Source organism: Rothia amarae (assembly GCF_042677725.1).
GTDB classification, from domain to species: domain Bacteria; phylum Actinomycetota; class Actinomycetes; order Actinomycetales; family Micrococcaceae; genus Rothia; species Rothia amarae.
The window spans coordinates 36,942-62,724 of record NZ_JBHUCN010000006.1 but is presented as its reverse complement, the minus strand read 5'-3'; the positions used below and the strand labels follow the sequence as shown (position 1 = coordinate 62,724).

The following is a 25,783-nucleotide window of genomic DNA, read 5'->3' as shown; positions in this document are numbered from 1 at the left end:
CTCAATCGTACGAAAATTTAGGTATGAAAAATACCAAATAAAAATTTGCGCTAATTAGGGCTTTCATAAGGGAAGAATCTTTGCTTTAGATATTTAGCTTTTCTGATTCAACCATTGAGCAAGACCACCAGCAATATTAAATGCCCGTTCTGCCCCGTGATTTCGGAAGATTTCCGCCGCCGCAGAGGACCGTGGTCCGCCTGAACAGAAAAAGCCTAAAAGCGCAGTTTCTCCGCCAAAATGCGCAGAAATATAAGCCTTGAGAGTACCCTCTTGCCCCATTTTCTGAAGCTGTCCATAGGGCAAATTAATAGACCCCGGCACTGTCAATGCCAGATGCTCCGCAGGTTCTCGAACATCAATGAGGAAAGTGTTTTCTTTATCTTGGGCGCGCTCAAATTCTTCCCAGGAAAGCTCGTCTAGGGACGAGTTACTGTCCTTCGGGGGAGAAGAAACCGAATTGTGACGGTTTATTAAGTTTGGCTCTTTTTTACCTTTACCCTGTTCTGACTTATCCGAATGCGGCTCCTGCACTTCCTCATTCTGTGCTAGAAGAGGTATATATTCCCAGCGTCCTTCGAGCCCAGAATAGTAGCCCACCTGCCCTATCAGAGGGTTTCCGATTTCGGCAAGAATCTTCAGGGCTTCCATCGCCATAGATGTGCCCACTACACCCGCCAGCGCACCGATGACGCCCGCCGTCGAGCACGTGGGGACAGTTCCAGGAGCAGGTTGAACAGGATAGAGATCTTCATAGACCGGCCCATGACCCTGCCAAAAAACGCTCATCTGTGCGTCAAAACCTAAAATCGCCGCCCAGATGTGCGCTATTCCTGCCCGTGCGCAAGCGCGAGATGCGATATAGCGGGTTTCAAAATTATCGCTGCCGTCAAGCACAACCGATGCGCCAGCAAACAGTACATCAACGTTCTCTTCCGTCAGGCGTTTCTCTACTGTTCGCACCGTGATAAACGGGTTCAGCGAGCGCAAAGAGTCCGCTGCGGACTGAGCTTTGGAGTTTTCGACCCGCGAGAACGTATGTATCACTTGCCGGTGCAGGTTGGAAATTTCCACTGCATCGTCGTCGATGATGGTGATAGTGCCTACCCCGGCTCCCGCCAAATAGAGCAAGGCCGGCGCACCTAGTCCTCCCGCGCCGATTACCACTGCGTGAGAATTTTTCAGTTTTTTCTGCCCTTCCATTCCGAGTTCGGGCAGAATCATTTGACGGCCGTAGAGCTTATATTCGCTCGGTGAAAAATTCTCGTGCATATTTGCCTAGTTTTCGGTTGAAGAGGCCGGGTTGGTGTCGATACCGACCCATTCGACGGAGCCGTCTACCAGTTCTTGTTCTTTCCAGATGGGTACTTCTGCTTTGATCCGATCTGCTGCGTTCTGGCACGCGGCAAAAGCTTGCCCGCGATGAGCCGCCGCTGCTAAGACGGTCAGTGCAGATTCGCCAATCTTTATAGGCCCCACGCGGTGTACCGCCCAGAGCCGAACGCCATCGATTTCCTCAGCGACGCTTTGCACTGTGCGTGCTATGAATTCGCGAGCTTGGGGGTGGGCAGAGTAGGAAAGCCCGGCAACAGCTGCGCCGTGGTCGTGATTGCGCACTATGCCGTCGAAAATGACCAGCGCACCCATTTGGTCAGTCATTACGTGCATTTTCGCAGAGGCGAGGAGGGGTTCCAAGGGCGATTCGGTGATATCGGTGTGCAGAACCAGCGATTCAGAAGGTTCCAGCGCATCGGTGGAGTGAAGGTTAGTGGTCATGGTAATCCTTAAGCTGTCGGCAGATGTGTTCAATGATGGGGTCCAAGACCGCGCAGCCGTCTTTCACTCCCCCTTGTGAACCCGGCAGAGTCATCACAAAGGTTCGGCCAATGACGCCGGCAACCCCCCTGCTCAGTACAGCGGCGGGTGTGCTTTCCATACCCTTTTGCCAGAAGGCATGCATAATTCCCGGGATTTCTTTGTCCAGGTGCGGCCGGACAGCTTCTACCGTTTGATCATCGGTGTTCAATCCCGTTCCGCCTGAGAGCAGAAGGAGGGTCGGCAGATTTCCCTGTTCCACCAAGTCAGCAAAGTGTTCAACGATTTGGCTATCTGCAATCACGGTCGCATCGGGTGTTTCAAAACCTTGCGAGCGCAACCAGTCCACCGCGATTGGTCCTGATTTATCTTCGTAGATTCCTTTGGACGCGCGGGTGGAGCAGACAATGACTAGTCCGCTGCGATTTTCTGGCATGTCGTACGATTCGTCTTTCATTGAAAGCTCCCCTCTCAGGGGTCGATGGTGTTTTGCCGGGTCAAGTTCTATGACTGGGGTTTGTTCTGAACAGACCAGTCCCCTGATTTTCCACCAGACTTTTCGAGCACACGAATATCGGTAATCACGGCGAATTTATCTACTGCTTTAATCATGTCGAACACGGTGAGTGCGGCTGTGGACACTGCAGTGAGTGCTTCCATCTCAACCCCGGTCACTCCGCGCGTCTTAACGGAGGCTTCGATGCGCACCCCATTTTCTAGTCGCTCAAAATCAACGGTGATTTTACCCAGCGGGAGGGGATGGCACAGGGGAATGATATCTGGGGTGTGTTTGGCACCGAGGATTCCGGCTACCCGGGCTACGGGCAAAGCATCGCCTTTGGGAAGGTCTGCATCAAAGATTTGTTCGACGACGTCGGGGCGGGTGAGCACCGTAGCTTCGGCGAGCGCGATCCGGGTGGTCACTGATTTTTCGGTGACATCAACCATGTGCGCTGAACCGTCTTCTCTCACGTGGGTGAGGTGGTCTGATTCTGCCAAAGTTTGCTCCTACATCGTTTCGATTGTTGAAAGGGGGTACCACCGCAGAATATCACCGTTGGTGTAGTGCTTGTTCGGTTCTATCTCTACTAGCGCATTTGCTTGGGCGGCGCGGTGCAGAAGATGCGATCCGGTTTGTGGGTCTGGTTCAATCAGCCATTCTGCGGTGGCGTTGGATTCTGATGACGCGCGGGTGATGGTGGCGCGGCGGTATTGGGTTTTGCCGGCTAAACCTTCGAGGGGTTCCGCGGTTTGCAGTTTGCCCAGATGGGTGCCGGTATAGTACCAGGAGGTATTAAGGTGGGGTCTGAGGAACATGCGGTAGGAGATGAGGGTGCTGACGGGGTTGCCGGGAAATGCCAGCCAGAGGATGTTCTCTGAGCTACCTCGATGCGCTAGTTCCATGATTCCTTGAGGGCCGCCCGGTTGCTGGCTGACGTGGCCGAACCATAATTTTTGGACAGTAAGTTCGGTGGGATTCTCCATGAGCAGGTGAATCGCGTTCTTGATGACTTCGAATTTTCCGTGGCTAATGCCGCCGGAGGAGATGATCAGATGCGGGGAGAATTCATGGATAGCTTGGTCCAGATGATGAATGAGCTTCTGAGGATCATCTTGGATATGCAGATGCTTGCTGATGGCAGAGTCTTCTGCAAGAAGCTGTATGAGCATGGGCCCATTGGCGTCGCGGATGTGGGAAGGTGCGGGGGTATCGTTAGCCGCTACTTCATCGCCGCCGGTTACCACTAGCACACGCCGTGCGCCCTGAACCGTGACTTCCTTGATACCTTGAGCAGCTAGAGCGCCCACAAGTACAGCAGAAATTTTCTCCCCGGCGCGAGCGAGAATCTCCCCGGCTTTGATGTCCTCTCCCGGCTGACGCACAAACTGCCCCGGTTGTGTCGTCGGTATATAGACCTCGCTCTGAAAAGCTGCGAAACTTCCGTCCTTTTCCCCTTGCGGTTCACATTTTTCTTCGGGGACGACGGCGCTCAATCCGGCGGGGACTTCTGCGCCGGTCATAATCGGGTAGGCGGTGCCGTCTTCGGGTACAAAGTTTTTGAGACTTGCTCCCGCTGCAATATCTGCTCCCACGGTGAAGATGCGTGAGGTACTCACGGCAGCATGGGCGGTGAGGGCATAACCGTCCATCTGGGAATTAGGAAATGCCGGGACGTTCTCGGGAGCAAGAATATCTTCGGCCAAAACCCGCCCATTTGATTGCGCCAGAGCAACGCGTTCGGGCTCGAGGTCAGGGAGCTGTAGAAAGCGTTCGCGCACCAATGTTTGGTAGTTCTTTGGCGAGAGTGATTGTTCGCTCGAATAGGTTGTGGTCATCGCGCACCTCGTAAGCGTTGTAGGGCAATGAGTAAAAGAGCTAGTCCAAGAATGATGAGATACAGGCTCATGAGCATCAGTGAAGATCCCAGTGCCTCGGGCATCAAGTTTGAGCTGAGCATCAGCTCGATGTTGAGGGGAATCGTACGGGTCTTTTCAGCGATATTTCCCGCGAAGGTGACAGTCGCCCCGTACTCCCCCAGAGCTCGGGCAAATGCCAGCAGAAAAGCAGTGGCAAGACCGGGATAGGACAGAGGTAGTAGCACTTTGAGGGTAATCTCCCACGGAGTAGCACCTTCTACATACGCTAGTTCTTCAAATTCCCGCGGAATGGTACGCAAAGTGGTGACCGCCGTCGCAACGAAAAAGGGCAAACCAACAAATATCTGAGTCAGCACGACGGCGAACGGAGTGAAGGGAATCGAAACTCCAACCTCATTGAGCCACTGCCCTACCAGCCCCCGTCGTCCCCAGAAAAAGGTCAGCGCCAAACCAGAGACAACCGGTGAAAGTATGACCGGCGTATAAAGGAAAGCATAGAGAACCATACTCAGTTTTTTCCACCGCGTACGGTCCAGAACCTGGGTAAAAATTAGCGACAGGGGCAGACCGAGCACACCGCAAACCGCCGTAGAGATCAGTGCCGTGAGCACAGAGAGCCGAGTAGCTGCAAGAGCATCGGGATTAGACAGTAGTTGCGCAGTATCTTTCCAGGGGATATGAAATGCCAGACCAGCTAAAGGACCAAGAATTGCAAAGACGCCCAGGGAGGCAGGAAGAGCAAAAACCCACGGAACCGAACGAAAGGCAGTGTGCTTTTTCATCAGTCTCCGTGGGTTGCGTAGTATCTTCAGAAGTCTAGAAGCACTATTCTACGTTTGCGCAGGCTACTTTGCAGAACCAAAGTTATACTGGCTCATTATCTTTTGAGCCTCGTCCCCGCTCAGCCAAGCGGCAAAGTCAGAAGCTACTGAGTTCTGTTTCCCCTGGTTAGTAAGAGCCATGGGATAGACATTATCCTCTAGATCAGGAAGGTCAATCACCGTGATGTCCTGGTCTTTTTTCAGGTGGGCGGCGTCGGCGGAGTAAATAAATCCAGCGTCCACTGCACCACTGGCTACTTTGGTAGAAACGTCAGATACGTTCTTCTCCTCCGTTGCATTGCCCAGTTCTACATGCTGGTTGTCTAGCTCCTGATGAGCAAGATTGCCGCAGGGCACCTCAGCGGCGCAAATTGCGGTGGTCACCGAGTCTGAGGCGAGATCTTTAACAGCAGAAATCTTGCCGGGGTTCCCTGCTGAGGTAGCCAGGACCAGGCGGTTCGTTGCAATAACCCTAGGTTCAGATTCTTTGAGGTCTTCTATCGATGTACGGGCGCCGTCCATCGTTTTTTGATCTGCGGTAATGAGCACATCAGGGGTAGCACCCTGCTGCATCTGCTGTACCAACTTCGAAGACCCTGCAAAGTTGAAAGAGACGTCCACTCCAGGATGCTCTTTCTCATACGCTTTCTCTAGTTCAGCACCGGCAGAATTGAGGGAAGCTGCGGCGAATACTTCTACGGTTCCACCTTCCTGAGAAGGAGAAGAACTTGAGCTGGCAGTATCAGAGTTAGCCCCGCATCCAGCTAAGGAAACGGTAGAAATAACACCTGCACTGAGTAAAGTTTTTTTGATATGAGAGTGTACTCCCACAGGGTAACCGCCTATTCAGCCCAAAACGAGAATATGGTTATCGAAGGTTTTTCCGACTAATGTAAATATAACCGTTTTGATACCAAATTTGTGAAGAGAGGTAACAATTGGCATTGAAGTTTAGCCCCGATGCGAATTCCGCCGGTGCTAGCGAAAAGCCTGCGACTTCTGGATCTGGCACCCTCATTGCCGGCGCAACCTTACCCATTGTGTCCCAGCACGAGTCGACCATGCCCTCTGAGCTCAAAAAGTCTGGCCCTCTCGTTGATCAGTGGGGGCGCAACGCCACTGACCTGCGCATTTCTCTCACCGATAAATGCAACTTACGCTGCCAATACTGCATGCCCGCCGAGGGTCTCGATTGGTTGCCCAACAACCGGCTATTAACCGCCGAAGAAATCGTGCGCCTGGCTCGCATTGGAATTGAAGAACTAGGGGTGGAAGAGATTCGCTTTACTGGCGGTGAGCCTTTGTTGCGCAAAGAACTTCCCGATATTCTCCGGGACATCCACCACGCCCACCCTGAAATTCCTCTGTCGATAACCACCAACGGCATGGGGTTAGAAAAACACGCGGATAAGCTCAAAGCCGCAGGGCTGAAACGCATCAACGTTTCCTTAGATTCCATTTGCCCCGAAACCTTTGCCGAGCTGACCCGCCGTGACCGGCTCTCCGACGTCCTCAAAGGCGTGGACTACGCAGCATCCATCGGGCTCAACCCCGTCAAAATCAATGCGGTACTGATGCCCGGTATTAATGACGGCGAAGCAGCGGATCTGTTGGAATGGGCAGTGACCAAGGGGTATCAGCTACGCTTCATTGAGCAAATGCCCATCGACGCCGACAACCGCTGGACGCGCGAAGGCACCATCACCGCCGCCGAGATTCGCGAAAAACTCTCTGAAAAATTTGTGCTACATCAAGAGCCCGGACCCCGCGGCTCTGCCCCTGCTGCTCTGTGGGATGTCTACCCCTTAGGTACCCAAGAATTTGACCCCGCGAAGGCACTGGGCAAAGTAGGGATTATCGCTTCAGTGACCGAGCCCTTCTGCTCCACCTGCACCCGCACCCGACTGACCGCAGACGGTAAAGTCCGCTCTTGCCTTTTCTCGCAAACTGAAACAGACCTCATGGAGATTTTGCGTTCCGATGCCACCGACCAGGAAGTGGCAGTGCGCTGGCGAGAGGCAATGTGGGAGAAACCTGCAGCCCACGGTGCCAACAATGCGGGCTTCGAAACGCAAGAATTTGTACAACCCAGCCGTTCTATGAGTGCCATCGGAGGCTAACGCATGATTACCGTTCATTTTTTTGCCGCGGCGCGCGCAGCAGCCGGGCAAAGCAACCAATCTATTATTCCCGCAGAAATATCTTCTGACCAGCCCACGGTGGGTGAAATTGTCGCTTACCTCGGCAATACCCATTCAGGGCGTACACCTTCGGGCATGAGCCTGGGCCAGGTACTGGAACAGTGCTCTTTTCTGGTGAACGGCGCTCGCGCTGATCTGGATGTGAAGGTGCCCGACGGCGTCCGCCTAGATGTTCTACCTCCCTTTGCCGGCGGTTAAGCTCCATGAAAAACTCTTATCCTGAGTATGCAGCGATTGTGGTCGCTGGTGGTCGTTCTTCACGCTTGGGAGGAACTCCTAAGGCATCGCTCTCCAACGGTTCGAAAACACTTTTAGCATCCTCCCTACAGGCGGTTGCAACCGCACGGCAACGTGTGGTGGTAGGTCCAAGCGATTTACCCGTACCCGCCGATGTTAAACTCACCCGAGAAGACCCGCCCTTTTCCGGGCCTGCCGCTGCAATCACAGCGGGGGTACGAGCGCTATCGCCATCCTGCGAGTGGACCTGCGTCATCGCCGTCGATATGCCCCGCATAGCAGAAGCTATCGATGCTTTATTGGAAGTATCTCGTCAGGCTCCGGCAGATATTGAAGGGTTCTTCGGCGTCTCGGGAGAAATCGCGCAGCCGCTGGTAGGTATTTACCGCACGGAGAATCTCCGGCGGGTCTTCGATACTGATACCGCTCACCAATCGGTACGACGCTTTTTGCGTCAGCTTAACCTTCAGGCGGTACCCTTGGACGGCGGAGTAACCGACGACGTCGATACTTGGGAAAGCGCCCACGCCACCGGGTTTGACTCCCCGCAGTGGAACTAAACAAAACTCGTGAAATTTACGAATGTTGCCGTCCAGTGGCACCAAACTTTATTGCACCATCACAAGGAACAGAATATGCACCATACCCGCTGGGAAGATGCCGTTTCCCTCATGCACCAGCGTGGCACTCGCGCCGCTCAAACCCATGAACGGGTCGGTCTTGCTGATGCCATCGGACGAGTCCTAGCAGAGGATGTGCACACTTTAGTTCCCCTGCCTCATTACAATTCTTCCGCTATGGACGGTTACGCAGTGTGCGGTTCTGGACCTTGGATACTTAAGGATGCCGAAGAACCGTCTACCCATGAGAACCGTCATCGTCGGACGGTAGAGCTACAGGACGGTGAAGCCGCCACCATCCTCACCGGCGGATTGATACCCCCGGGGACAACTGCAGTAATCCGGCTGGAGTGGGTTCATCTGGAAGAGCAGGATGGATCAACGCTGGTGGTTTCGGATCGCGGTGAACCGCTACCGGGGTCTGATATGCGCAACCGAGGTGAAGAGCTCGCTGAGGGAAGCCTTGCGGTGTCTCGTGGCACCCGCTTGGGTGCGCGGCATATAGCTTTTCTAGCGGTGTGCGGGTTTGATACCGTCCCGGTGGTTACTCAGCCCACTGTCTCCCTTGCATACACCGGCAACGAGGTCATTACCGAGGGGATACCAGCCCCCGGTGAAGTTCGCGATGCTTATTCTGCCCAATTCCCAGCGATTTTGAGCTCCATGGGTGCGAAGGTGCAAGGCACCGCTCGCCTGCACGATGATATGGATGAACTCCACCGCTGGTTCCAATCAGATAGCTGTATGGCATCAGATTTGTTGGTTCTCACCGGTGGTTCTTCTACCTCAGAAGTTGATCTTGTGCGTCGATTGCTGAGCGAGCTTGATGCCCATTATCTTTTTGAGGCAGTTGCGGTTCGCCCCGGGCATCCCTGCCTAGCTGCAGAATTGCCTGACGGTCGAATCGTCCTCGGTTTGCCAGGCAACCCGCTGGCAGCTCACACCGCGCTCTATAGCTATCTGCCTGCCTATCTAGCAGGAGTAGCGGGTCAGAATCTACCGGAGCTTCTCTCTGTGGAGTTGACCGAAGATATTCCTCGATTCAAGAAAGCTGACGCGCGGTTGATACCTGCCCGCGTCACTGGTGTGAAAGCCCGCCCCTTCCGTCGAGGCGTTAAGTCGCATATGCTTTCGGCTTTTGCTCAAGCTCAGGCGTTGGTGGTTATTCCTCCTGAGGGTGCAGTTGCCGGTGAAAAAGTTCAGGCGCTGCCACTCACCGTTTAGTCCTCGTTAGATGCTCCTGTGCTAGGTGGAGAGCGCAGTTCTCTCTATAATCAGGGAGTATATCTTTCCAGCTGTCAGGAGAAACCGTGGCTAAACCAAAACTTGCTGATGTTGCCCGGGTCGCTGGCGTCTCCCCCACTACGGTCTCTCGCGTACTCAATAGCCGGGGTTACCTCTCGCAAGAAACTCGCGAGAAAGTCTATGAAGCTATGCGGGAGATTAACTATCGACCCAATGCCATTGCTCGCTCCCTTCAAGAGCAGAAAACGCATCTGATTGGTTTAGTTTTTCCGACTGTTTCAAACCCTTTTTATGGTGAGTTAGCGTATCGGATTGAGTCGAAGTTAGCGGACGCCGGGTACAAGGTCATTCTGTGTAACAGCGAAGATCACCCAGAATTAGAGGCTCGTTATCTGGATATGCTCATGGGCAATCAGGTAGACGGGTTGGTCACTGGCGCGCATTCGGATGTTTTGGCGTTGGCTCCCCATCTTGAAGCTCCGCTGGTCACTATCGACCGCATTAATGGCGGTGGATACCCAAATATCCGCTGTGACAATTTCACAGGTGCGCTCCAGGCTACAGAGTCTCTTATTGCTACGGGTGTTCGTCGCATCGTGCATTTTACTTCTACCGTCTCCGAACAAAATCTGCGCCAGCAGGGATATTCCAAGGCTATGAGCGCCGCTGGTTTAGAGCCGGAAATAGTGGAGCTGGGTTTCAGATCGAGCGATGGCGAGCATCGACAAACGATTAATAATTTTCTCGATTCGGAACCCACCGTGGAAGCAGTTTTTGCGTCCAACGACGGATATGCGGCGATGGCTCTCCAATGGGCGTACGTCCGAGGCAAGAAGGTGCCCGAGGACTTTTCGGTCATCGGGTTTGACGGTACCCCCGCGGTGCGATCGTTACTTCCGCAGTTGGCGACCGTCGTCCAGCCTTTTGAGCTGATGGCAGAGCGAACTGTACAACTGTTACTTGCGGCGATAGATGGCGCCGGCTCCAAAAGAACAGATTCAGACCCTTCAGAAGATTCTCCTGCCGACCATAATTTACCGGTTGAGCTGTATCTGGGGCAGACCGTCAAAGCTCAGTCAAACGCAGAGTAATACCTGAACTCAACAAAATATAGCGCTCCGGGAGATATTCTCCCGGAGCGCTATGTTCATAATGCTCATTTGATTTCTGCCCATCAGCGATTGAGGGCAAGAGAGCTATACAGCTTTTGAACCTGCTGTTGATTCTAGATTTTTTGCTTCTACGTTCACGAAGGCTTCTCCACTGCGAAGTACAGCCCCGTCATGAACTCCCTGTGCAAATCCGGTTTCTTCAACCGTCTTTTTGGCATTGGTAATGACGAGCGGCGTAGTCAGCGGGTAACCGGCGTCAGCTATGGCTGCTGAGTCGAACTCGACCAGAACGTCGCCTCGCTTAACCTGCTGACCGTTAGTGACCTGAGGAGTAAAGTGCTTGCCGTCGAGTTCAACGGTGTCAAAACCGATGTGCATGAGGAGCTCTAGACCGTTGTCAGCTCGCATACCTACGGCGTGCCCGGTGGGGAACGCTACGGTAATTTTGCCGTCTGCCGGCGCAACCAGTTGCCCGGTAGAAGGTTCGATAGCTGCGCCGGGGCCCAGCGCGCCCGAGGCAAAGGTAGGGTCAGAAACTTCTGCCAGAGCAACCACGCTGCCGTTCATATGAGCGGTGAGCTCATAACCGGGGGTTCCTGCCAGGGTAGGAATCGCTGCAACTGCTTCCGCTTTCGATTCTTCAATCGCTGCATCAATCTTCTCCTGGCGAGCGGCGACGCGGCGACCCCAGAGATATGAAGCAACTGTTGCAAGAATTGCCGATGTAAAGATTGCGATGAAGAATGCGCCCCATCCCCCACCAACAGACGGATCAATAGAGACGAATCCTAGGAATCCTGCAGCGCCAGGGGCAGACGCTTTGACGCCGGTGATGGCGATAATCGTGGCTGCGATAGCAGAAGCACCCATAGCGATATAGAACGGCCAACGAAGGCGAAGATTGACACCAAAGATAGCTGGTTCAGTGATTCCGAGGAAAGCGGACGGCGCCGTCGCTCCAGCTAGAGCCTTCAACTTCTCATCACGCGTGGTAAGGAAAACGCCCAGGGCAGCACCACCCTGCGCCACGTTTGCCATCGAAGCAATCGCGAAAATAAAGGAACCACCCTGAGTGAAAAGCTGCAACTCAATGGGCGGGAACGACTGATGCAAACCAGTAATAACGATGGGTGAATAAAACAAACCAAAGATAAAGCCGCCCACTGGTCCAGCGGTTGTATAGAGCCAGTTAATGCCATCGCCAAGTAGAGTTCCCGCTTTGAACATCACAGGACCGACCGCGATAAACGTCAAGAACCCAGTAATCAAAAGTGTGAGAGTAGGGGTAAAGATAAAGTCGATGACGCCTTTGAGGATCCGATGGAGAAACTTCTCGATGTGAGAAAGGATGAATGCCACCAACAGAATCGGCAAAACAGTACCTTGATAACCCGATTGAGCTACTTGTAGACCAAAAAGATCCCAGTGGGGCATGGTGCCATCTTGAAGAGATACCGCTACCTCATAGCCATTCACCAAAGCAGGTGAAACCATGGCAGCGCCCATCGTTAAACCGAGGTATGGATTACCACCAAAAACTTTAGTGGCCGAGAATCCCACAAGAATCGGAAGAAATGCAAATGCAGCCGCCGAAAGCATATTGACAATTTCAGAGAAACCAGCCCACTCAGGATGCAAGTCCACGAAAGAAAGTTCGGGGTCAAATAGCTTCGGAGCGGTCAATACGTTGTTGAGCGCCATCAAAATACCTGCGCCAACCAGCACAGGAATGATGGGAAGGAAAATATCAGAGACCGTTTTTAGAAAACGCGTTCCTAAGTTGCCCTTTCCTGCCGCTACCGACTTCAGCTCGTCCTTGCTTGCCTCAGGCATGCCTGCGGCGGACATGTGCTTATAAACTTCGTTGACGTCGCCAGGGCCTACGATAATTTGGAACTGGCCGGCGTTTTCGAACGTGCCCTTGAGATTTTCGTTGGAATCAAGCGCGGCTTGATCGACGGCATTTTGATCTTTGAGGACGAGACGCAGACGGGTGGCACAGTGCGCACCTGCTTGAATGTTGTTGACGCCGCCAACACTTTTCAGAACGTCTTCAGCCACGGATTTATGATCCATGTTTTCTCCTGACTGAGTTACTTTTTGATGCGCGCTATGCCCCATCAAAAGAGAGCTACATACTGTATGTGCGCCCTTATGCTAATCGTTTGACACATTACCATAATTTCATGTTTTTGTAACCTGCGTTACGTCCATCGCTCTTGGTCAACCGAAGGATTTTTCTCCCTATCTCATCGGGATAAACGGGCTACTTTGACGTCGCTCACCACATCCGACGCCGGCTCCCCCAGCACATCATGGAATATCGCGCTTTCCAGTTCGCCCGTCAGATAAATCCGCCCTGTAAATGATTCGGCACCATCGTCGAAAAACGCCTCGATAGCCGATCCATCGAAGAGAATATCGAAGGTATGGGTACCTTGCGCAGGAATAGAACGACGCCGCAACGCCCCACCAACTGTGTACCGAGATCCATCGCGATCCATAATCAACAAATCTCGATCAAAAGTAATCTGCAATGCCCGCCCTTGTTCATCGTTGAAGCTGAGCATCACGGGTTGCTGGGCGACATCGACAGTGCCCTGCAGGCGGAAAGTACGGGCACCTTCAAGTTCCCCTATTCGACCATTGGAGTTCAAATGGAGTGGTTCAAAAGGCATGGAGTCTTCGAGCTGCTCCACAGGAGCCTGCATGATTTTGCCGCCTGACAAAGTCAAATACCGGGGATAAGTGAGCATGTGAATCCAGTGGTAAGCCCATGAGGGTTGGTCGTCTTCATCTGCGTTACCTAGCCATGCCATTAGCACTGCTCGCTCTTCATCGCCTGTATTACTAATAATCTGCGGCGCATAAAATTCGAAGCCCGAATCGATTTCGGTAAAGGGGGTGAGAACCTCGAAATGGTTGTCTTTCAGCCGCCCCACCACATAGCCGCACTGAAAAATATTATTAAAATGCTCGCCGTCTGCGTCTATCCCCTGCGGGCAGAACATCAACACATCCAGGGTCTCCCCGGTGACTTGGTCGGGTAATGAGAAAAGGATGGGGCATTCAAACATGTATCCCAGCCCCGTCAAAGTGGGGTCTGAGAAAGAGATTTCCGCCCCGAACTTCCAGTTTCGCCGGTCAGAAGAGGTGTAGTAGACGACGGCACCGGTTAGGTCTTCGCGCTGGGCACCAATCACGGCCCACCATTTGCCGTCGCGCCAAAACACGTGCGGGTCTCTAAAGTGAGCGGTGTAACCTTCAGCCGGTCCGCTAATCAAAGGATTATCAGAATATCGCTCGAAAGTTTCGCCGTCGTCTATGGAGGTAAAAAGGCACTGGTAGCTTTCACGATTTCCCTGGGTGTCTTTGACATTGCCCGTGTAGAAGAATTCCATCGTGCCGTCGGGAGTGACCACGCCAGAACCGGAGTAGCACCCCGATTTGTCATACCATTCCACCGGAGCTATGGCGGTCTTGTCATCGTTCCAGTGGGTCAAGTCTGAGCTGGTCGCATGACGCCAGAAGACAGCGCGCACCGGATGCACGGGCGAATACTGATAGAACGCATGGTACACGCCGTCCTTATATACCAGCCCATTGGGATCATTGAGACGCCCGACGGGAGGGGCAAGGTGCAACGCGGGATAATCGGGATCCGAATGTGCCAATCTGGAAAAACCATCAAACGACTTTTGGGCTTCTACTAATAGTTCTTCGGGGGTGTACTGGGAAGGTATGTAACCCATAGAGAAATAATCCTCAATTCGAAAGTTCAGAAAGGGTGGACGCCGCAACGGCAGGTATTAACGTTCTTCGGCGAGTTTCACAGCGCTGAGATGAATTACTTGCTCAACCGCTGGTTCCCCTGCCGCGTTCAGAACCTGCACTGTGCGTCGGGTGCCGTGGAAGAAGGAGCGTCCGCTGACGGTGGTTTCACCCTCATCAATAAAGAGCTCTAGTGCCGAAGCATCCACCAATAAATCAAAGGTTTTAGTGGAGGAAGGAACGGTTGCTGTACGCGTCCGCTGAGGCCCCCACACGGTGTATTTGGTGCCGGTTCGGTCTACCTTCACAGCATGCGCAGAAATTTCTATGCTGAAAGCGACGCCCCGCTGATCTCCTATGGCTATGGTGACTGGGCCGGTTTCTACGTCAAGCTCTCCAGACACCCGGAAGACCCTGGAATCTTCTACCGCTTCGATGGTTCCATGGTGGTCCAGACTCTGCATCTCCAGCGGCATCGCTTGGTTCAATCCCTCCGCCGGCTGCTGGAATAATTTACCTTCCCGCAGGGAAATCCAGCGGGGAAAAGTCAGCAGGTGCAACCACCGATGATCCCAGGATGGCATCTCATCTTGGTCAGAAATACCAAACCATGCGGCAATTAATGCCCGGTTACCGTCATTGCTACCGTGAAATACCTGTGGAGCATAAAACTCAAAACCTGCATCAAATTCGGTAAAGGGAGTTTCTACCTCAAAATAAAGCCCGTTGAGGTGGCCCACAATGTACCCGGCTTGATATTTATTATTGAATCGTTCGCCGTCAGCGCTCATTCCTTGGGGGCAAAAGAGCATGACATCCTTCTTTTGTCCCGTTATTTGGTCCTGCAACTCAATAATCTGCGGGCATTCGAGCATATATCCGTAGGCGTTAATAGCAGGATCCGAGAAGTCTATCTCTCCTTCAAATTTCCAGTTCCTCCGGTTGGGCGAAGAATAGAGGACGACGGCGCCGGTCAGATCTTCACGTTGCGTGCCAATCATTGCGTAGAACATTCCCGCGCGTTCAAAAACATACGGATCGCGAAAATGAGGGGTGTACCCGGCGGGGGTGCCAGAAATCAGCGGATTATCAGCGCTTCGCTCAAAGGTCTTGCAGTCATCCTGGGAAAGCACAAGGTTCTGATAGGTTTCTCGGGTGCCGTCAGGATTTTTGACGTTGCCGGTGTAAAACAGTTCGAAGGTGCCGTCTTCTGCTAAGAAACAGGAGCCCGAGTAGCATCCGTTACGGTCGTACCAATAAATGGGTGCAATGGCGTTTCTGTGATTGTCCCAGTGAACTAAATCGGTTGACTGAGCATGCCGCCAGAAGATGTCTCGCCCGGGATGCTCAGGTGCGTACTGGTAGAAGGCGTGGTATACCCCATCTTTATAGACCAGCCCATTGGGATCATTGAGTCGACCAACCGGGGGCGCTAGATGTAGCGCTGGGTAATCTGGGTCCGCGATGACTGCGGTGTGATACATACGGTAGGAGGCGTCTGCACCATCAAGAATTTCTTGGGCGCGGGGGTTCATCTGGTGATTGACCATGTTTCTATCGTCTCTTATGTCAAACGTTTGTCATATTCACAGTAGACTACTGAGATTAACGATTCAAAATATTTTAAAGGCGCCCCTACTGCTGACTACATGGTAGCCTCACGCATACCGGTGAAGCCTCGAGTTTATTTCAGGGGTTCACCACTCATTTATTCTCCACAGCGGCGTCAATGCTACTACTGGGGGCTGGATGCCACATACCCACCGCAGGCTTTCCGCCTTTAAATGTGCCCAGTTCGAAGAAACCATGACGGCGATAGAGGGCGGCACTACGAAAGGTAGACGCTTCCAGATATGCAGGGGATTCCCCCAACTGCTGACGGCGAAAATCCAAGAGCGCTCCACCTACTCCCCGTGAGCGAGCATCAGAATGTACCCCGATGGTGTAAAGGTACCAGTGCTTAAACTGTGGGCGTGCACGTAATAATTTCAACTCGGTGATTACACCCCGGGGAAGAGCTAGCCCCAAAATTCTAAAATAGCGTGGAAGTGCTTTCACATCACCTAGAAAATTACCTTTTTGCCCCTCGGGATTAAGCCAAAGAGCAGCACCTAGAACTGTTCCTTCTTCGTCTACAGCCACATCTATTTTCCCGCGAGGCTTGTAAGTGGTTTCGATTTGAAAGCGAAAGAGTCGGCGCACGGTACTAAGCTTGTTAACCCCCCCGACCGCCATGCTCATCACAGGATCTGTTTGAAATGCGTCAGAGAGAGCTTCTATAGCTCCTTCTATCTCTGAATCTTGTGCTTCACGTACTTCAAACGTACTGGGTGGAGTAAACATTCTTGCGCATTTCTCTAGGGTGCAAATTGCTACTTATTCTTTCACTATTAGAGGGATTTAAAGCAATTTTTAACCCAAGAAAATGAAATATTCCGGTTACTTGTAGCGGCTTCTGACGTTTATTAAACAGGTCAGCCCGAGATTGTCGTTAAATCTCGGGCTGACGACGATAAAAACCTAGTTAGCAGTGCCTTTTACCTCTACCTCTAAAAAGACATCACCGGCTGAAATCTCTTCGTCTGAGCGTACCGAATCCGCAAGTGTCGTGTTCTCTACAGCAGTCTTTGCATTGGTAATAACAAGCGGAGTAGTGAGCGGATAACCTGCCGCTTTAATACCTTCGATATCAAATTCTACGAGGACGTCGCCGCGCTTGACTTCCTGCCCCTTTGTTACCACAGGATTGAAGAACTTTCCATCAAGCTCAACGGTATCGAAACCGATGTGCATGAGAATTTCCAAGCCTTCTTCCGTACGCATACCTACGGCATGTCCGGTGGGGAAAGCTACGGTGATTTTTCCATTTGCAGGAGCGACGAGCTTGCCCTGGGCAGGTTCAATCGCTGCGCCAGGACCTAATGCGCCACTGGCAAAGGTCTGATCAGATACTTCTGCCAGAGAAACTGCAGTACCTGTAAGGTGAGCCGCCAAAGTAGTCTTCGAGACAGCTCCTCCCTCTGCAGTGGTTGTCTGCTGCGAGTTATCTGATGCTGGATTTTTGTCTTTAGAAAACAAGCGATTTGCCATTGATTTTAGGCTCATGGTGACTCTCCTTAGCAGTTTCGCAGGGGCTTATAGTCGCTGTCATTCTCACCGGAATGAGAACATCCAGGTGAGAATCAATTTGTTTGAATATATCATGACACCGCCCTCACCCCTGAGTTAGTTTCTATTTTTGACGTCGCTGCACAGACGTTCTGCTATCTAAAATGAACGTTCTATTATTTTGCGCTGATTAGAACTGGTTCTTGTTTCACTTAAAAGCCGCAGGGCGGCACCGTTTGCACGGTACCGCCCTGTGGTACAAAGACTTCGATAAGAATCGAATTTACTTGAGGGTAATGGTTGCGCCAGCGCCCTCGAGCTGTTCCTTAGCCTTCTCAGCGTCTTCTTTGGAAGCACCTTCGAGGACAGCCTTAGGAGCTGAATCAACCAGGTCCTTTGCTTCCTTGAGCCCGAGTGAGGTAAGTGCGCGAACTTCCTTAATAACTGCAATCTTCTTATCGCCAGCGGATTCGAGGATAACGTCGAATTCTGACTGCTCTTCAGCTGCTGCTTCGCCGCCTGCTGCGCCTGCAACTGCAACAGGAGCTGCTGCGGTTACGTCGAATTCTTCTTCGAATGCCTTAACGAATTCGGAAACCTCAACGAGTGAAAGTTCCTTGAATGCTTCAATGAGTTCTTCGATGGAAAGCTTAGCCATTTGTTTGGCTCCTTCTTTATCAGGTGTAGGGCTGATCCTACATGTGAAATCTGTGGGGTTTTGCCCGCTGCTGCGAGCTAACTGAAAATCAGAGGAGAGTAATTACTCTGCAGCTTCTTCTGAAGTTGCCTCTTCTGCGGTAGCTTCCGCAGGAGCGCCTTCTGATTCTTCGAGCTTGATACGCAGAGCGTCGACGGTGCGAGCAATCTTGGCGATTGCACCCTTTGCGCCACCTGCAACCTTGGAAAGCAGAACCTCGCGTGATTCGAGGCTTGCAAACTTGTTGATTTCAGCTTCATCAAGTGCTGCGCCTTCGTAGAAGCCGCTCTTGATCACGAGCTGGGGGTTTTCCTTGGCGAAGTCACGCAGTGCCTTCGCAGCGTCAATCATTTCACCGTTGATGAATGCGATTGCGCTGGGGCCTGCAAGCTGATCCTCGAATGCATCGATACCAGCTTCCTTAGCTGCAATACCAGCTAGGGTGTTCTTCACCACGGCATATTCGGTCTCTGCACCAAGTGCGCGGCGAAGCTCTTTGAGCTTCGCTACAGTGAGACCACGATACTCAGTGAGGATGACTGCGTTTGAGCTGGAGAAAAGTTCTTTCAGCTCGGAAACAGCAGCGATCTTTTCCTGTGTCGCCATGGTATTCCTTCCGATTCTTGTTCACTGGTCAAGTCGCAAGCAAAAAAATAACCTCGGCGCATAGGCGACGAGGCTGACATAGCGATTCCACACGGAAATCAAATGTATCTTCATTCACCTACGCGGGCGGTTCATGCTTGAACTCTTATCTTCTCCGTGAAAACACACAGATAGATAGACCAGCGGTCTTTGGTTACTCAATTGAATCACGGTAGTAAGCAAGATAGCAAGTGCTACAGCTCTTTAAGAAGTCTTAATCACTTAAGAAGGTTACGAGGTACTTCCCACTACTGAGAAAATATCCAGCAATGTTGTGGCAAGACTGAAAAAACGAAGCTCTCTTGCCGTTGAGCCTGAGGGGAAAAGAGCAGTACCCGTTCCCCTGCCTGCACCTGCGCTCTCTCCCCTGAGGATGACAGCCAGTTCACTTCATCTTCTAATGTTCCATCCAGTAACCAACCGTGGGCAGACGGTCTTAATTTAGAAATCCTAGCCTGGGCAGAGTTTGCATGTGGGCGGACACCATGATGGACGGAAGCCGATCGGAAAGCGACTACGCGCTGATGAGCGTCCCCATCCAGCCCGAGAGACCACACGTTCAATGCGGGCTCCCCCACCAGGCGTGCGACCGCAAGACTCTTGGGATTTTCTAGGAGTCTCGGCGGAGAGTCAATTTGTGCGATAGCTCCATCAACCATAATGGCAACTCGTTGCCCTACCTGGAAAGCTTCATTCAAATGATGAGTAATAAATAAACCCGTAAAGCCTAAGCGAGCATGAAGTTGATCTATTTGGTCTCTAATTGTTGCGCTTAAGAATTCATCCACGCTGGCAAGCGGTTCATCAAAAAGAACTAAGGGCGGCTTACGGATAAGCGCCCGGGCTATCCCAACCCGCTGTTGCTGCCCTCCTGAAAGTTCGTTTGGACGGCGTCCTTCGAGACCTTCTAACCCTAGGATTGAAAGCAACGAACGGTAGTGATCTACATCGATTTCTCCGGTAAATCGACTCAAGGTGACACCAAAAAGAATATTTTCTTTGACTGTCAGATACGGATACAGTACCGGTTTCTGAAATATATAGCCAACGTCCCCCGGCTGTATCGTATGTCCGTCCAGCGTAATCTCGCCGGAATCTGGCTGCTCCAACCCAGCGATGATCCGAATCAAAGTGGTCTTGCCGCCACCCGAAGCACCCATCACCGTCACTAGTTCTCCAGAGCAAATCTCAAGGTCTAGCTCTCGCAACACAGGCACCGTTTTGAACCCTCTACCGAAAGATTTAGACACTGCACGCAGGCTCAAACCGCGGGACTCTCTAGAACTCATATCCTCATTTTCCCATATCACTTTGCTGTACAACGACAAAAAAGAGGCCATCCGCAACAAGCGGATGACCTCTAAAGCTAAAACCCAGGATGAGCTAAAACTTAGATTGCAACTTCAGCAGGATCGACGGGAACGCCGGGGCCGAAGGTAGTTGCAACGGTTACCTTGGAAATGTAACGACCCTTAGCCGATGAAGGCTTCAGACGGTTGATTTCTTCAAGTGCTGCTTCAAAGTTTTCGGTGAGCTTCTCAGCTGAGAAGGAAGCCTTGCCGATGATGAAGTGAAGGTTGGAGTTACGATCAACGCGGAAGTCAATCTTGCCGCCCTTGATGTCGCCAACAGCCTTAGCCACGTCCATGGTGACGGTGCCAGTCTTGGGGTTAGGCATGAGGTTACGGGGACCGAGAATCTTACCCAAACGGCCAACTTTACCCATCATGTCAGGGGTAGCAACTGCTGCATCAAAGTCAGTCCAGCCGCCTGCGATCTTTGCAATCAGGTCATCTGAACCAACGAAGTCTGCGCCAGCTGCTTCAGCAGCTGCTGCCTTGTCGCCAGCGGCGATAACAACAACGCGAGCGGTCTTACCGGTTCCGTGAGGAAGATTGACGGTACCGCGTACCATCTGGTCTGCCTTACGGGGGTCAACGGAAAGACGCATTGCAACCTCAACGGTTGCATCGGTATTGGTGGAAGAGGTTTCTTTCGCAAGCTCAATAGCTTCTGCGGGGGTGTAGAACTTGTCCTCTTCGATTTTGGCTACAGCTGCCTTGTACGCTTTGCTGCGCTTTGCCATCTGCTTATCTCCTTATGCAGTTGTGGTCACTATGAATCGCGCTCGACTCTGCCACATGCCCTTTCGGGCTATTTACGTTCGGTCATCCAAACTGATGTTTGGGTAAAGCAGGAAGTTACTTAACTTCGATGCCCATGGAGCGTGCGGTACCTGCAATGATCTTCGCTGCTGCGTCGATGTCGTTTGCATTGAGGTCCTGCATCTTGGTTTCAGCGATTTCGCGAACCTGAGCTTCGGTAATTGACCCAACCTTGCTGGTGTGGGGAACGCCAGAGCCCTTAGCTACGCCAGCTGCCTTCTTGATAAGGCCAGATGCCGGAGGAGTCTTAGTAATAAAGGTGAATGAACGATCTTCATAAACGGTAATTTCAACGGGAACAATGTTTCCGCGCATGGATTCAGTTGCAGCATTGTAAGCCTTGCAGAATTCCATGATGTTGACGCCGTGCTGACCGAGCGCGGGACCAACGGGAGGAGCCGGGTTAGCGGCGCCAGCCTGAATCTGCAGCTTAATGAGGCCTGAAACCTTCTTCTTTGGAGCCAATGTAAGGTCCTTTTCTGAGCTGATGGACCGACGCACAGGAGCGTACGACGGCAGGTGGCAACCGTGGCGCGGTTGCCGTGCATGGCGCACAAAAGCGTGAGTGTGCACATGCAAAGTTCTATCTTAGTGTTTTTTCAGCGTTTAAGCCATGGATACGACGTCGTCCGGACTGTCTGCTTCTTCACAGACCCCGCTCGTTGGAAAGCAAAATGCCCTGCACTCGTAAGCGCAGGGCATTCCTAGCTCAAGTCAAAAGCAGGTACTTAGACCTTGGATACCTGGTTGAACTGCAAAGTAACAGGAGTTTCGCGTTCGAAGACTGAAATCAAAACAACGAGTGAAGAAGACTCTGGTTTGATTTCGGCGATGGAAGCAGGCATACCTTCGAAGGGGCCATCCTTGACGGTAACTGCTTCACCGATTTCAAAACCGGTTTCAATCTGAGGAGCAACTGGAGTTGCCTCGCCAGCTTCAACCTGCTCTGCTTCAAAGACAGGAGCGAGCATATCCACCACTTCGTTCAAGCGAAGCGGCACGGGGTTGTAAGCGTCCTGACCCACGAAACCAGTCACACCGGGAGTATGGCGCACAACGCCCCACGACTCATCGGTCAAGTTCATACGAACCAACACATAACCGGGGATACGAACACGACGCACCAATTTCTTGGTGGTGTTCTTGATTTCCATAACCTCTTCCATGGGAACCTGGATTTCGAAAATATCGTCTTCCATGTTCATGGTCTGAGAGCGTGATTCAAGATTAGTTTTTACGCGATTCTCGTACCCTGCGTAGGTATGAATAACGAACCATTCGCCTTCTTGACGGCGAAGTTTCGACTTGAATTCCTCCAAGGGATTACCGGCCGGTTCTGAAGAAGCTTCTTCAGATTCCTCAACGGTCTCCACTGAGTCTCCAGCCTCTTCTGCCCCTTCAGTTGAGTCCGCAGGAGCTTCAACTGAGTCCGCAGGAGCATCTTCATCCGATGCCTCTACCTCTTCAACGTCAGATACGGACTCTACCTGTGCGTCGTCGGCGTTTGCCTGCTCAGAAGTCTCTTCAACTTCTTCTACTTCGTGTACAAGTTCCTGCTCGGACACGTTATTCCTACTTTCGTATGGTGTGGGCGTTTTCTCTCACAAAGTATGCCCTAAGTGCGTCTTAAAAGTCTTGATTACTTTAAGGTTTATTGAACTGTTCCGTTACCAAAAACCCAGAAAGCTCCCTGACCAAATAAATAGTCAAGACCAAAAATCAAAACCATCATGAATAAAACAAAGAAAAGAACGATAACTACATAATTGAAAAGTTCACGACCTGAGGGGGTAGTAACTTTTTTGAGTTCAGCGATTACTTCTCGCAGGAATTGGAAAATTCGTCCGAAGAACCCTCGACGCTTTTCTTCGCTATTTACACGACGCGACGCGGCGGTTCCGGATGCGGCAGATTTAGCCATTTCGGCCCGCCCCTTTCGTAGTACTTCCACCAGGTGCCTCTGAGAAAAGAAGCTAACCGTGAATATTTCTGGAGGCTTTTGCAGGGCGGACAGGACTCGAACCTGCAACCTGCGGTTTTGGAGACCGCTGCTCTACCAATTGAGCCACCACCCTTTGAACTTTCGTTCGGGTATGAACTAAAAAGTTCATTTGGTTTTCGTTTTTAGGCGTAAACCAGTGCTGTTCGGTTGCGAACAACAGTGACAACTTTAGGACACTTTTTTCTCTTTGGCAATTTTTATGCAGTGGGTTTCGTCATGCCCGCGACTCCGGGGAACAAAATTACTGCTCAACATACAAACATTCTGTGCAATCGCTTCTGAATATGAGCGGGAGTTGAATACGATAGAACCAACGAAACCAACAAGGTACAACACAGAACTCTGTGTGTAGAAAGTGAGTTCATCTCATGGTCTCCGCCCGCATTTCACCCCGTATCGCGGCTATTGCGCCGTCGGCAACACTTGCAGTCGATGCTAAAGCAAAAGCTCTCAAAGCTGAAGGACGCCCGGTCATCGGCTTTGGTGCCGGCGAACCTGACTTTCCCACTCCTGATTACATTGTCGACTCTGCGGCTGAAGCTCTAAAAGATCCCAAGAATTTTCGATACAGCCCTGCTGCGGGCTTGCCCGAACTCAAAAAAGCAATCGCAGAAAAGACTCTGCGCGATTCAGGCGTAACCATCGATCCCTCTCAGATCATCGTGACAAACGGCGGCAAGCAAGCGGTTTATGAAGCGTTCGCGACAGTTCTAGGCGAGGGCGACGACGTCCTGCTTCCTGCTCCCTACTGGACGACCTACCCTGAGGCAATCCGCCTGGCAGGGGCTAACCCCATCGAGGTATTTGCGGGCTCCGACCTGGAATACAAGGTAACCCCCGAGATGCTGGAGGAAGCATATACCCCGGCAACTAAAGCACTAATCTTCGTTTCCCCCTCGAATCCCACCGGTGCTGTTTACACCGCCGAAGAGACCAAAGCAATCGGCGAATGGGCGCTGTCCAAAGGCATCTTCGTTATTTCCGATGAAATTTATGAACACCTCACCTACGACAGCGTGCCCTTCATTTCCATCCTGAAGGCTGTACCGGAGCTGGCAGAAAACACCATCGTTCTCAACGGCGTGGCAAAGACTTACGCCATGACCGGATGGCGGGTGGGCTGGATGTACGGCCCCACCGACGTCATCAAAGCAGCGACCAATCTCCAGTCGCACCTTTCCTCCAACGTCAACAACATTGCCCAGCATGCAGCGCTCACCGCGGTTTCAGGCTCACTTGATGCCGTGGATAAGATGCATGAAGCTTTCGACCGTCGCCGCAAGGCAATTGTAGAGGGACTCAATGCGATTGACGGAGTCGTATGTCCCACCCCAAAAGGTGCCTTTTACGTCTACCCCGATGTTCAAGGACTATTGGGGAAGACCATTGATGGAGTCACCCCACGGACCTCAGCAGAACTTGCTGAACTCATCTTGGAAAAAGCGGAAGTCGCTGTTGTACCCGGTGAAGCGTTTGGCCCCTCCGGCTACCTCCGCCTTTCCTACGCCCTGGGCGACGACGATCTGGCAGAAGGTATTGCACGCATTCAGAAGCTTTTGAGCAACGCAGCCTAATCTCACTCTCAGCCATCAGACCCGCATTATCACAAAATAGTGCGGGTCTGTTTATGTCTGTTTACATCTAAGTTAATACTTCAATCCACCCGCTCCCACACCTTCCAACACAACACCAATTTGTTTACAATAGGAAGTGAGAAGATTTCCCCTGAAATCCGTCGTTTTTCTCCAGTACTCAACCGAGAAAAACACACAAACACAACATGGGGACTAAAAAATCATCAAACCCTCATCAATGGGGGAAGCTAGGAGATAACCGCCATGAAGATCGGCCTACTCACCTCAGGTGGAGACTGCCCCGGACTCAACGCCGTCATTCGAGGCGCTGTACTCAACGGTGTCAAAACATACGGGCATGAATTCGTAGGTTTCCGCGACGGCTGGCGAGGTGTCGTTGAAGGAGACTATATGGATCTCCCCCGCACCAAAGTTCGCGGTCTCGCTCGCCAAGGCGGAACCATCCTGGGCACCTCCCGCACCAACCCCTTCGACGGACCCCATGGTGGCCCTGAAAACATTGAAATCATGATGGAGCGCAACCAGATTGACGCCATCGTTGCAATTGGTGGCGAGGGTACTCTGGCAGGCGCAAAGCGTCTAGCAGATGCAGGGCTACCCGTCGTCGGCGTTCCCAAGACCATCGATAACGATCTTCAAGCAACCGACTACACTTTCGGTTTTGATACCGCCGTATCGATTGCTACCGACGCGATGGACCGCCTCCGCACCACCGGCGAATCACACCACCGTGCCATGGTCGCAGAAGTAATGGGCCGCCACGTAGGTTGGATTGCCTTGCACTCAGGTATGTCTGCAGGTGCCCACGCCGTATTGATTCCCGAACAAAAAGTTTCGATGGAACAGGTTGCTGAATGGGTCACCGAAGTTCACGAACGCGGTCGCTCACCCCTCGTTGTAGTAGCAGAAGGCTTCATTCCTGAAGGCTTTGAAGAAGTCATACACGACAAGGGCACCGAAAAAGACGGCCGCCCCCGACTCGGCGGTATTGGCGAATACGTTACCCAGGAGCTAGAACGTATCACCGGTATCGAAACACGTAACACCATTCTTGGCCACATTCAGCGCGGTGGCGCACCCACCGGTTTTGACCGCGTGCTTGCAACTCGCCTGGGTCTTGGCGTTGTCGACATGGTCCACGACAAGGAATGGGGCAAGATGGTTGCTCTGCAGGGCACCGACGTTAAGCGTGTTGATCTTTCGGTAGCTCTAGACGGTCTGAAGACCGTACCCCAGGAACGTTGGGAAGAAGCTAAAGTGCTCTTCGGACGCTAAGCTCTAGAACACTTCAAAAAAGATGCCCCCTACTGAAAAGTAGGGGGCATCTTTTCTCAATGGATATGGAGCCTTCTCGAAAAGGATTCTCAGAG

Annotated in this window: 26 protein-coding genes and 1 tRNA gene; 7 read left to right on the top strand and 20 right to left on the bottom strand. The window is 52.1% G+C overall.

Going from position 1 to position 25,783, the window contains the following annotated elements; all coding sequences use genetic code 11:
* Nucleotides 1–93 precede the first annotated feature (93 nt).
* The 7 genes from ACFR81_RS02825 to modA form a co-directional block, all read right to left on the bottom strand.
* The gene (locus ACFR81_RS02825) at nucleotides 94–1,272 is read right to left on the bottom strand and encodes a ThiF family adenylyltransferase (RefSeq protein WP_343876238.1); all 1,179 of its coding nucleotides are present in this window, start codon (nucleotides 1,270–1,272) and stop codon (nucleotides 94–96) included.
* Nucleotides 1,273–1,278: 6 nt separating this feature from the next.
* Nucleotides 1,279–1,776: a molybdenum cofactor biosynthesis protein MoaE gene (locus tag ACFR81_RS02820; protein WP_343876239.1), complete on the bottom strand. Its 498-nt coding sequence runs from the start codon at nucleotides 1,774–1,776 to the stop codon at nucleotides 1,279–1,281.
* A complete protein-coding gene (locus ACFR81_RS02815) occupies nucleotides 1,766–2,272 on the bottom strand; it encodes a MogA/MoaB family molybdenum cofactor biosynthesis protein (RefSeq protein ID WP_190617987.1) in 507 nt (168 codons plus the stop codon). The genes ACFR81_RS02820 and ACFR81_RS02815 overlap by 11 nt, the downstream gene beginning before the upstream one ends.
* 47 nt (nucleotides 2,273–2,319) lie before the next feature.
* Nucleotides 2,320–2,814 carry a cyclic pyranopterin monophosphate synthase MoaC gene (gene moaC / locus ACFR81_RS02810; RefSeq protein WP_068169644.1) on the bottom strand — a complete coding sequence of 165 codons (495 nt, stop codon included), beginning with the start codon at nucleotides 2,812–2,814 and terminating at the stop codon, nucleotides 2,320–2,322.
* Between the two features lie 9 nt (nucleotides 2,815–2,823).
* Complete coding sequence (locus ACFR81_RS02805; RefSeq protein WP_343876240.1) at nucleotides 2,824–4,152, bottom strand: molybdopterin molybdotransferase MoeA; 1,329 nt, start codon at nucleotides 4,150–4,152, stop codon at nucleotides 2,824–2,826.
* The gene (locus ACFR81_RS02800) at nucleotides 4,149–4,976 is read right to left on the bottom strand and encodes an ABC transporter permease (protein WP_343876242.1); all 828 of its coding nucleotides are present in this window, start codon (nucleotides 4,974–4,976) and stop codon (nucleotides 4,149–4,151) included. The genes ACFR81_RS02805 and ACFR81_RS02800 overlap by 4 nt, the downstream gene beginning before the upstream one ends.
* Before the next feature lie 63 nt (nucleotides 4,977–5,039).
* Nucleotides 5,040–5,846 (bottom strand): molybdate ABC transporter substrate-binding protein, encoded by an 807-nt coding sequence (modA, locus tag ACFR81_RS02795; protein WP_343876244.1) that lies wholly within the window; start codon nucleotides 5,844–5,846, stop codon nucleotides 5,040–5,042.
* A gap of 230 nt (nucleotides 5,847–6,076) precedes the next feature.
* On the opposite strand from modA, the gene moaA reads away from it, so the two are divergent.
* The 5 genes from moaA (at nucleotide 6,077) to ACFR81_RS02770 (ending at nucleotide 10,409) form a co-directional block, all read left to right on the top strand.
* Nucleotides 6,077–7,135 carry a GTP 3',8-cyclase MoaA gene (gene moaA / locus ACFR81_RS02790; protein ID WP_190618600.1) on the top strand — a complete coding sequence of 353 codons (1,059 nt, stop codon included), beginning with the start codon at nucleotides 6,077–6,079 and terminating at the stop codon, nucleotides 7,133–7,135.
* Between the two features lie 3 nt (nucleotides 7,136–7,138).
* On the top strand, nucleotides 7,139–7,414 hold the full coding sequence (locus ACFR81_RS02785; protein ID WP_190617981.1) for a MoaD/ThiS family protein: 276 nt from the start codon (nucleotides 7,139–7,141) through the stop codon (nucleotides 7,412–7,414).
* Between the two features lie 5 nt (nucleotides 7,415–7,419).
* Nucleotides 7,420–8,013: a molybdenum cofactor guanylyltransferase gene (mobA, locus tag ACFR81_RS02780; RefSeq protein WP_343876245.1), complete on the top strand. Its 594-nt coding sequence runs from the start codon at nucleotides 7,420–7,422 to the stop codon at nucleotides 8,011–8,013.
* Nucleotides 8,014–8,088: 75 nt separating this feature from the next.
* On the top strand, nucleotides 8,089–9,297 hold the full coding sequence (locus ACFR81_RS02775; protein ID WP_343876246.1) for a molybdopterin molybdotransferase MoeA: 1,209 nt from the start codon (nucleotides 8,089–8,091) through the stop codon (nucleotides 9,295–9,297).
* Nucleotides 9,298–9,383: 86 nt separating this feature from the next.
* On the top strand, nucleotides 9,384–10,409 hold the full coding sequence (locus ACFR81_RS02770; protein ID WP_068169663.1) for a LacI family DNA-binding transcriptional regulator: 1,026 nt from the start codon (nucleotides 9,384–9,386) through the stop codon (nucleotides 10,407–10,409).
* A 105-nt stretch (nucleotides 10,410–10,514) separates the two neighbouring features.
* Here the strand turns inward: ACFR81_RS02770 and ACFR81_RS02765 are convergent, their stop codons facing one another.
* The 13 genes from ACFR81_RS02765 to ACFR81_RS02705 all read right to left on the bottom strand — a co-directional run bounded on the left by ACFR81_RS02765 (nucleotide 10,515) and on the right by ACFR81_RS02705 (nucleotide 22,891).
* Nucleotides 10,515–12,506 (bottom strand): sucrose-specific PTS transporter subunit IIBC, encoded by a 1,992-nt coding sequence (locus ACFR81_RS02765; RefSeq protein ID WP_068169665.1) that lies wholly within the window; start codon nucleotides 12,504–12,506, stop codon nucleotides 10,515–10,517.
* A 173-nt stretch (nucleotides 12,507–12,679) separates the two neighbouring features.
* Nucleotides 12,680–14,182, bottom strand: a complete 1,503-nt coding sequence (locus tag ACFR81_RS02760; protein ID WP_343876247.1) for a glycoside hydrolase family 32 protein — start codon at nucleotides 14,180–14,182, stop codon at nucleotides 12,680–12,682.
* A 57-nt stretch (nucleotides 14,183–14,239) separates the two neighbouring features.
* A complete protein-coding gene (locus ACFR81_RS02755; RefSeq protein WP_343876248.1) occupies nucleotides 14,240–15,751 on the bottom strand; it encodes a glycoside hydrolase family 32 protein in 1,512 nt (503 codons plus the stop codon).
* A gap of 154 nt (nucleotides 15,752–15,905) precedes the next feature.
* Nucleotides 15,906–16,544 carry a GNAT family N-acetyltransferase gene (locus ACFR81_RS02750; RefSeq protein ID WP_068169672.1) on the bottom strand — a complete coding sequence of 213 codons (639 nt, stop codon included), beginning with the start codon at nucleotides 16,542–16,544 and terminating at the stop codon, nucleotides 15,906–15,908.
* 177 nt (nucleotides 16,545–16,721) lie between these two features.
* On the bottom strand, nucleotides 16,722–17,306 hold the full coding sequence (locus tag ACFR81_RS02745; protein WP_083147168.1) for a PTS sugar transporter subunit IIA: 585 nt from the start codon (nucleotides 17,304–17,306) through the stop codon (nucleotides 16,722–16,724).
* Between the two features lie 286 nt (nucleotides 17,307–17,592).
* The gene (gene rplL, locus ACFR81_RS02740; RefSeq protein WP_068169678.1) at nucleotides 17,593–17,967 is read right to left on the bottom strand and encodes a 50S ribosomal protein L7/L12; all 375 of its coding nucleotides are present in this window, start codon (nucleotides 17,965–17,967) and stop codon (nucleotides 17,593–17,595) included.
* Nucleotides 17,968–18,069: 102 nt separating this feature from the next.
* Nucleotides 18,070–18,612 carry a 50S ribosomal protein L10 gene (gene rplJ, locus ACFR81_RS02735; RefSeq protein WP_145175191.1) on the bottom strand — a complete coding sequence of 181 codons (543 nt, stop codon included), beginning with the start codon at nucleotides 18,610–18,612 and terminating at the stop codon, nucleotides 18,070–18,072.
* Nucleotides 18,613–18,899: 287 nt separating this feature from the next.
* Nucleotides 18,900–19,940, bottom strand: coding sequence for an ABC transporter ATP-binding protein (locus ACFR81_RS02730; RefSeq protein WP_343876249.1), 1,041 nt, complete (start codon nucleotides 19,938–19,940; stop codon nucleotides 18,900–18,902).
* A 101-nt stretch (nucleotides 19,941–20,041) separates the two neighbouring features.
* Nucleotides 20,042–20,737, bottom strand: coding sequence for a 50S ribosomal protein L1 (rplA, locus tag ACFR81_RS02725; RefSeq protein WP_068169688.1), 696 nt, complete (start codon nucleotides 20,735–20,737; stop codon nucleotides 20,042–20,044).
* Nucleotides 20,738–20,852: 115 nt separating this feature from the next.
* A complete protein-coding gene (gene rplK / locus ACFR81_RS02720; RefSeq protein ID WP_068169692.1) occupies nucleotides 20,853–21,281 on the bottom strand; it encodes a 50S ribosomal protein L11 in 429 nt (142 codons plus the stop codon).
* A gap of 263 nt (nucleotides 21,282–21,544) precedes the next feature.
* Complete coding sequence (gene nusG, locus ACFR81_RS02715; protein ID WP_343876250.1) at nucleotides 21,545–22,381, bottom strand: transcription termination/antitermination protein NusG; 837 nt, start codon at nucleotides 22,379–22,381, stop codon at nucleotides 21,545–21,547.
* An 86-nt stretch (nucleotides 22,382–22,467) separates the two neighbouring features.
* A complete protein-coding gene (gene secE / locus ACFR81_RS02710; RefSeq protein WP_145175197.1) occupies nucleotides 22,468–22,737 on the bottom strand; it encodes a preprotein translocase subunit SecE in 270 nt (89 codons plus the stop codon).
* Between the two features lie 81 nt (nucleotides 22,738–22,818).
* Nucleotides 22,819–22,891: transfer RNA gene (locus tag ACFR81_RS02705), tRNA-Trp, on the bottom strand.
* 295 nt (nucleotides 22,892–23,186) lie between these two features.
* On the opposite strand from ACFR81_RS02705, the gene ACFR81_RS02700 reads away from it, so the two are divergent.
* Entirely contained in the window at nucleotides 23,187–24,392 is a 1,206-nt protein-coding gene (locus ACFR81_RS02700) for a pyridoxal phosphate-dependent aminotransferase (RefSeq protein WP_068169698.1), read from the top strand.
* A 264-nt stretch (nucleotides 24,393–24,656) separates the two neighbouring features.
* Complete coding sequence (locus ACFR81_RS02695) at nucleotides 24,657–25,688, top strand: 6-phosphofructokinase (RefSeq protein ID WP_343876252.1); 1,032 nt, start codon at nucleotides 24,657–24,659, stop codon at nucleotides 25,686–25,688.
* Nucleotides 25,689–25,783 lie beyond the last annotated feature (95 nt).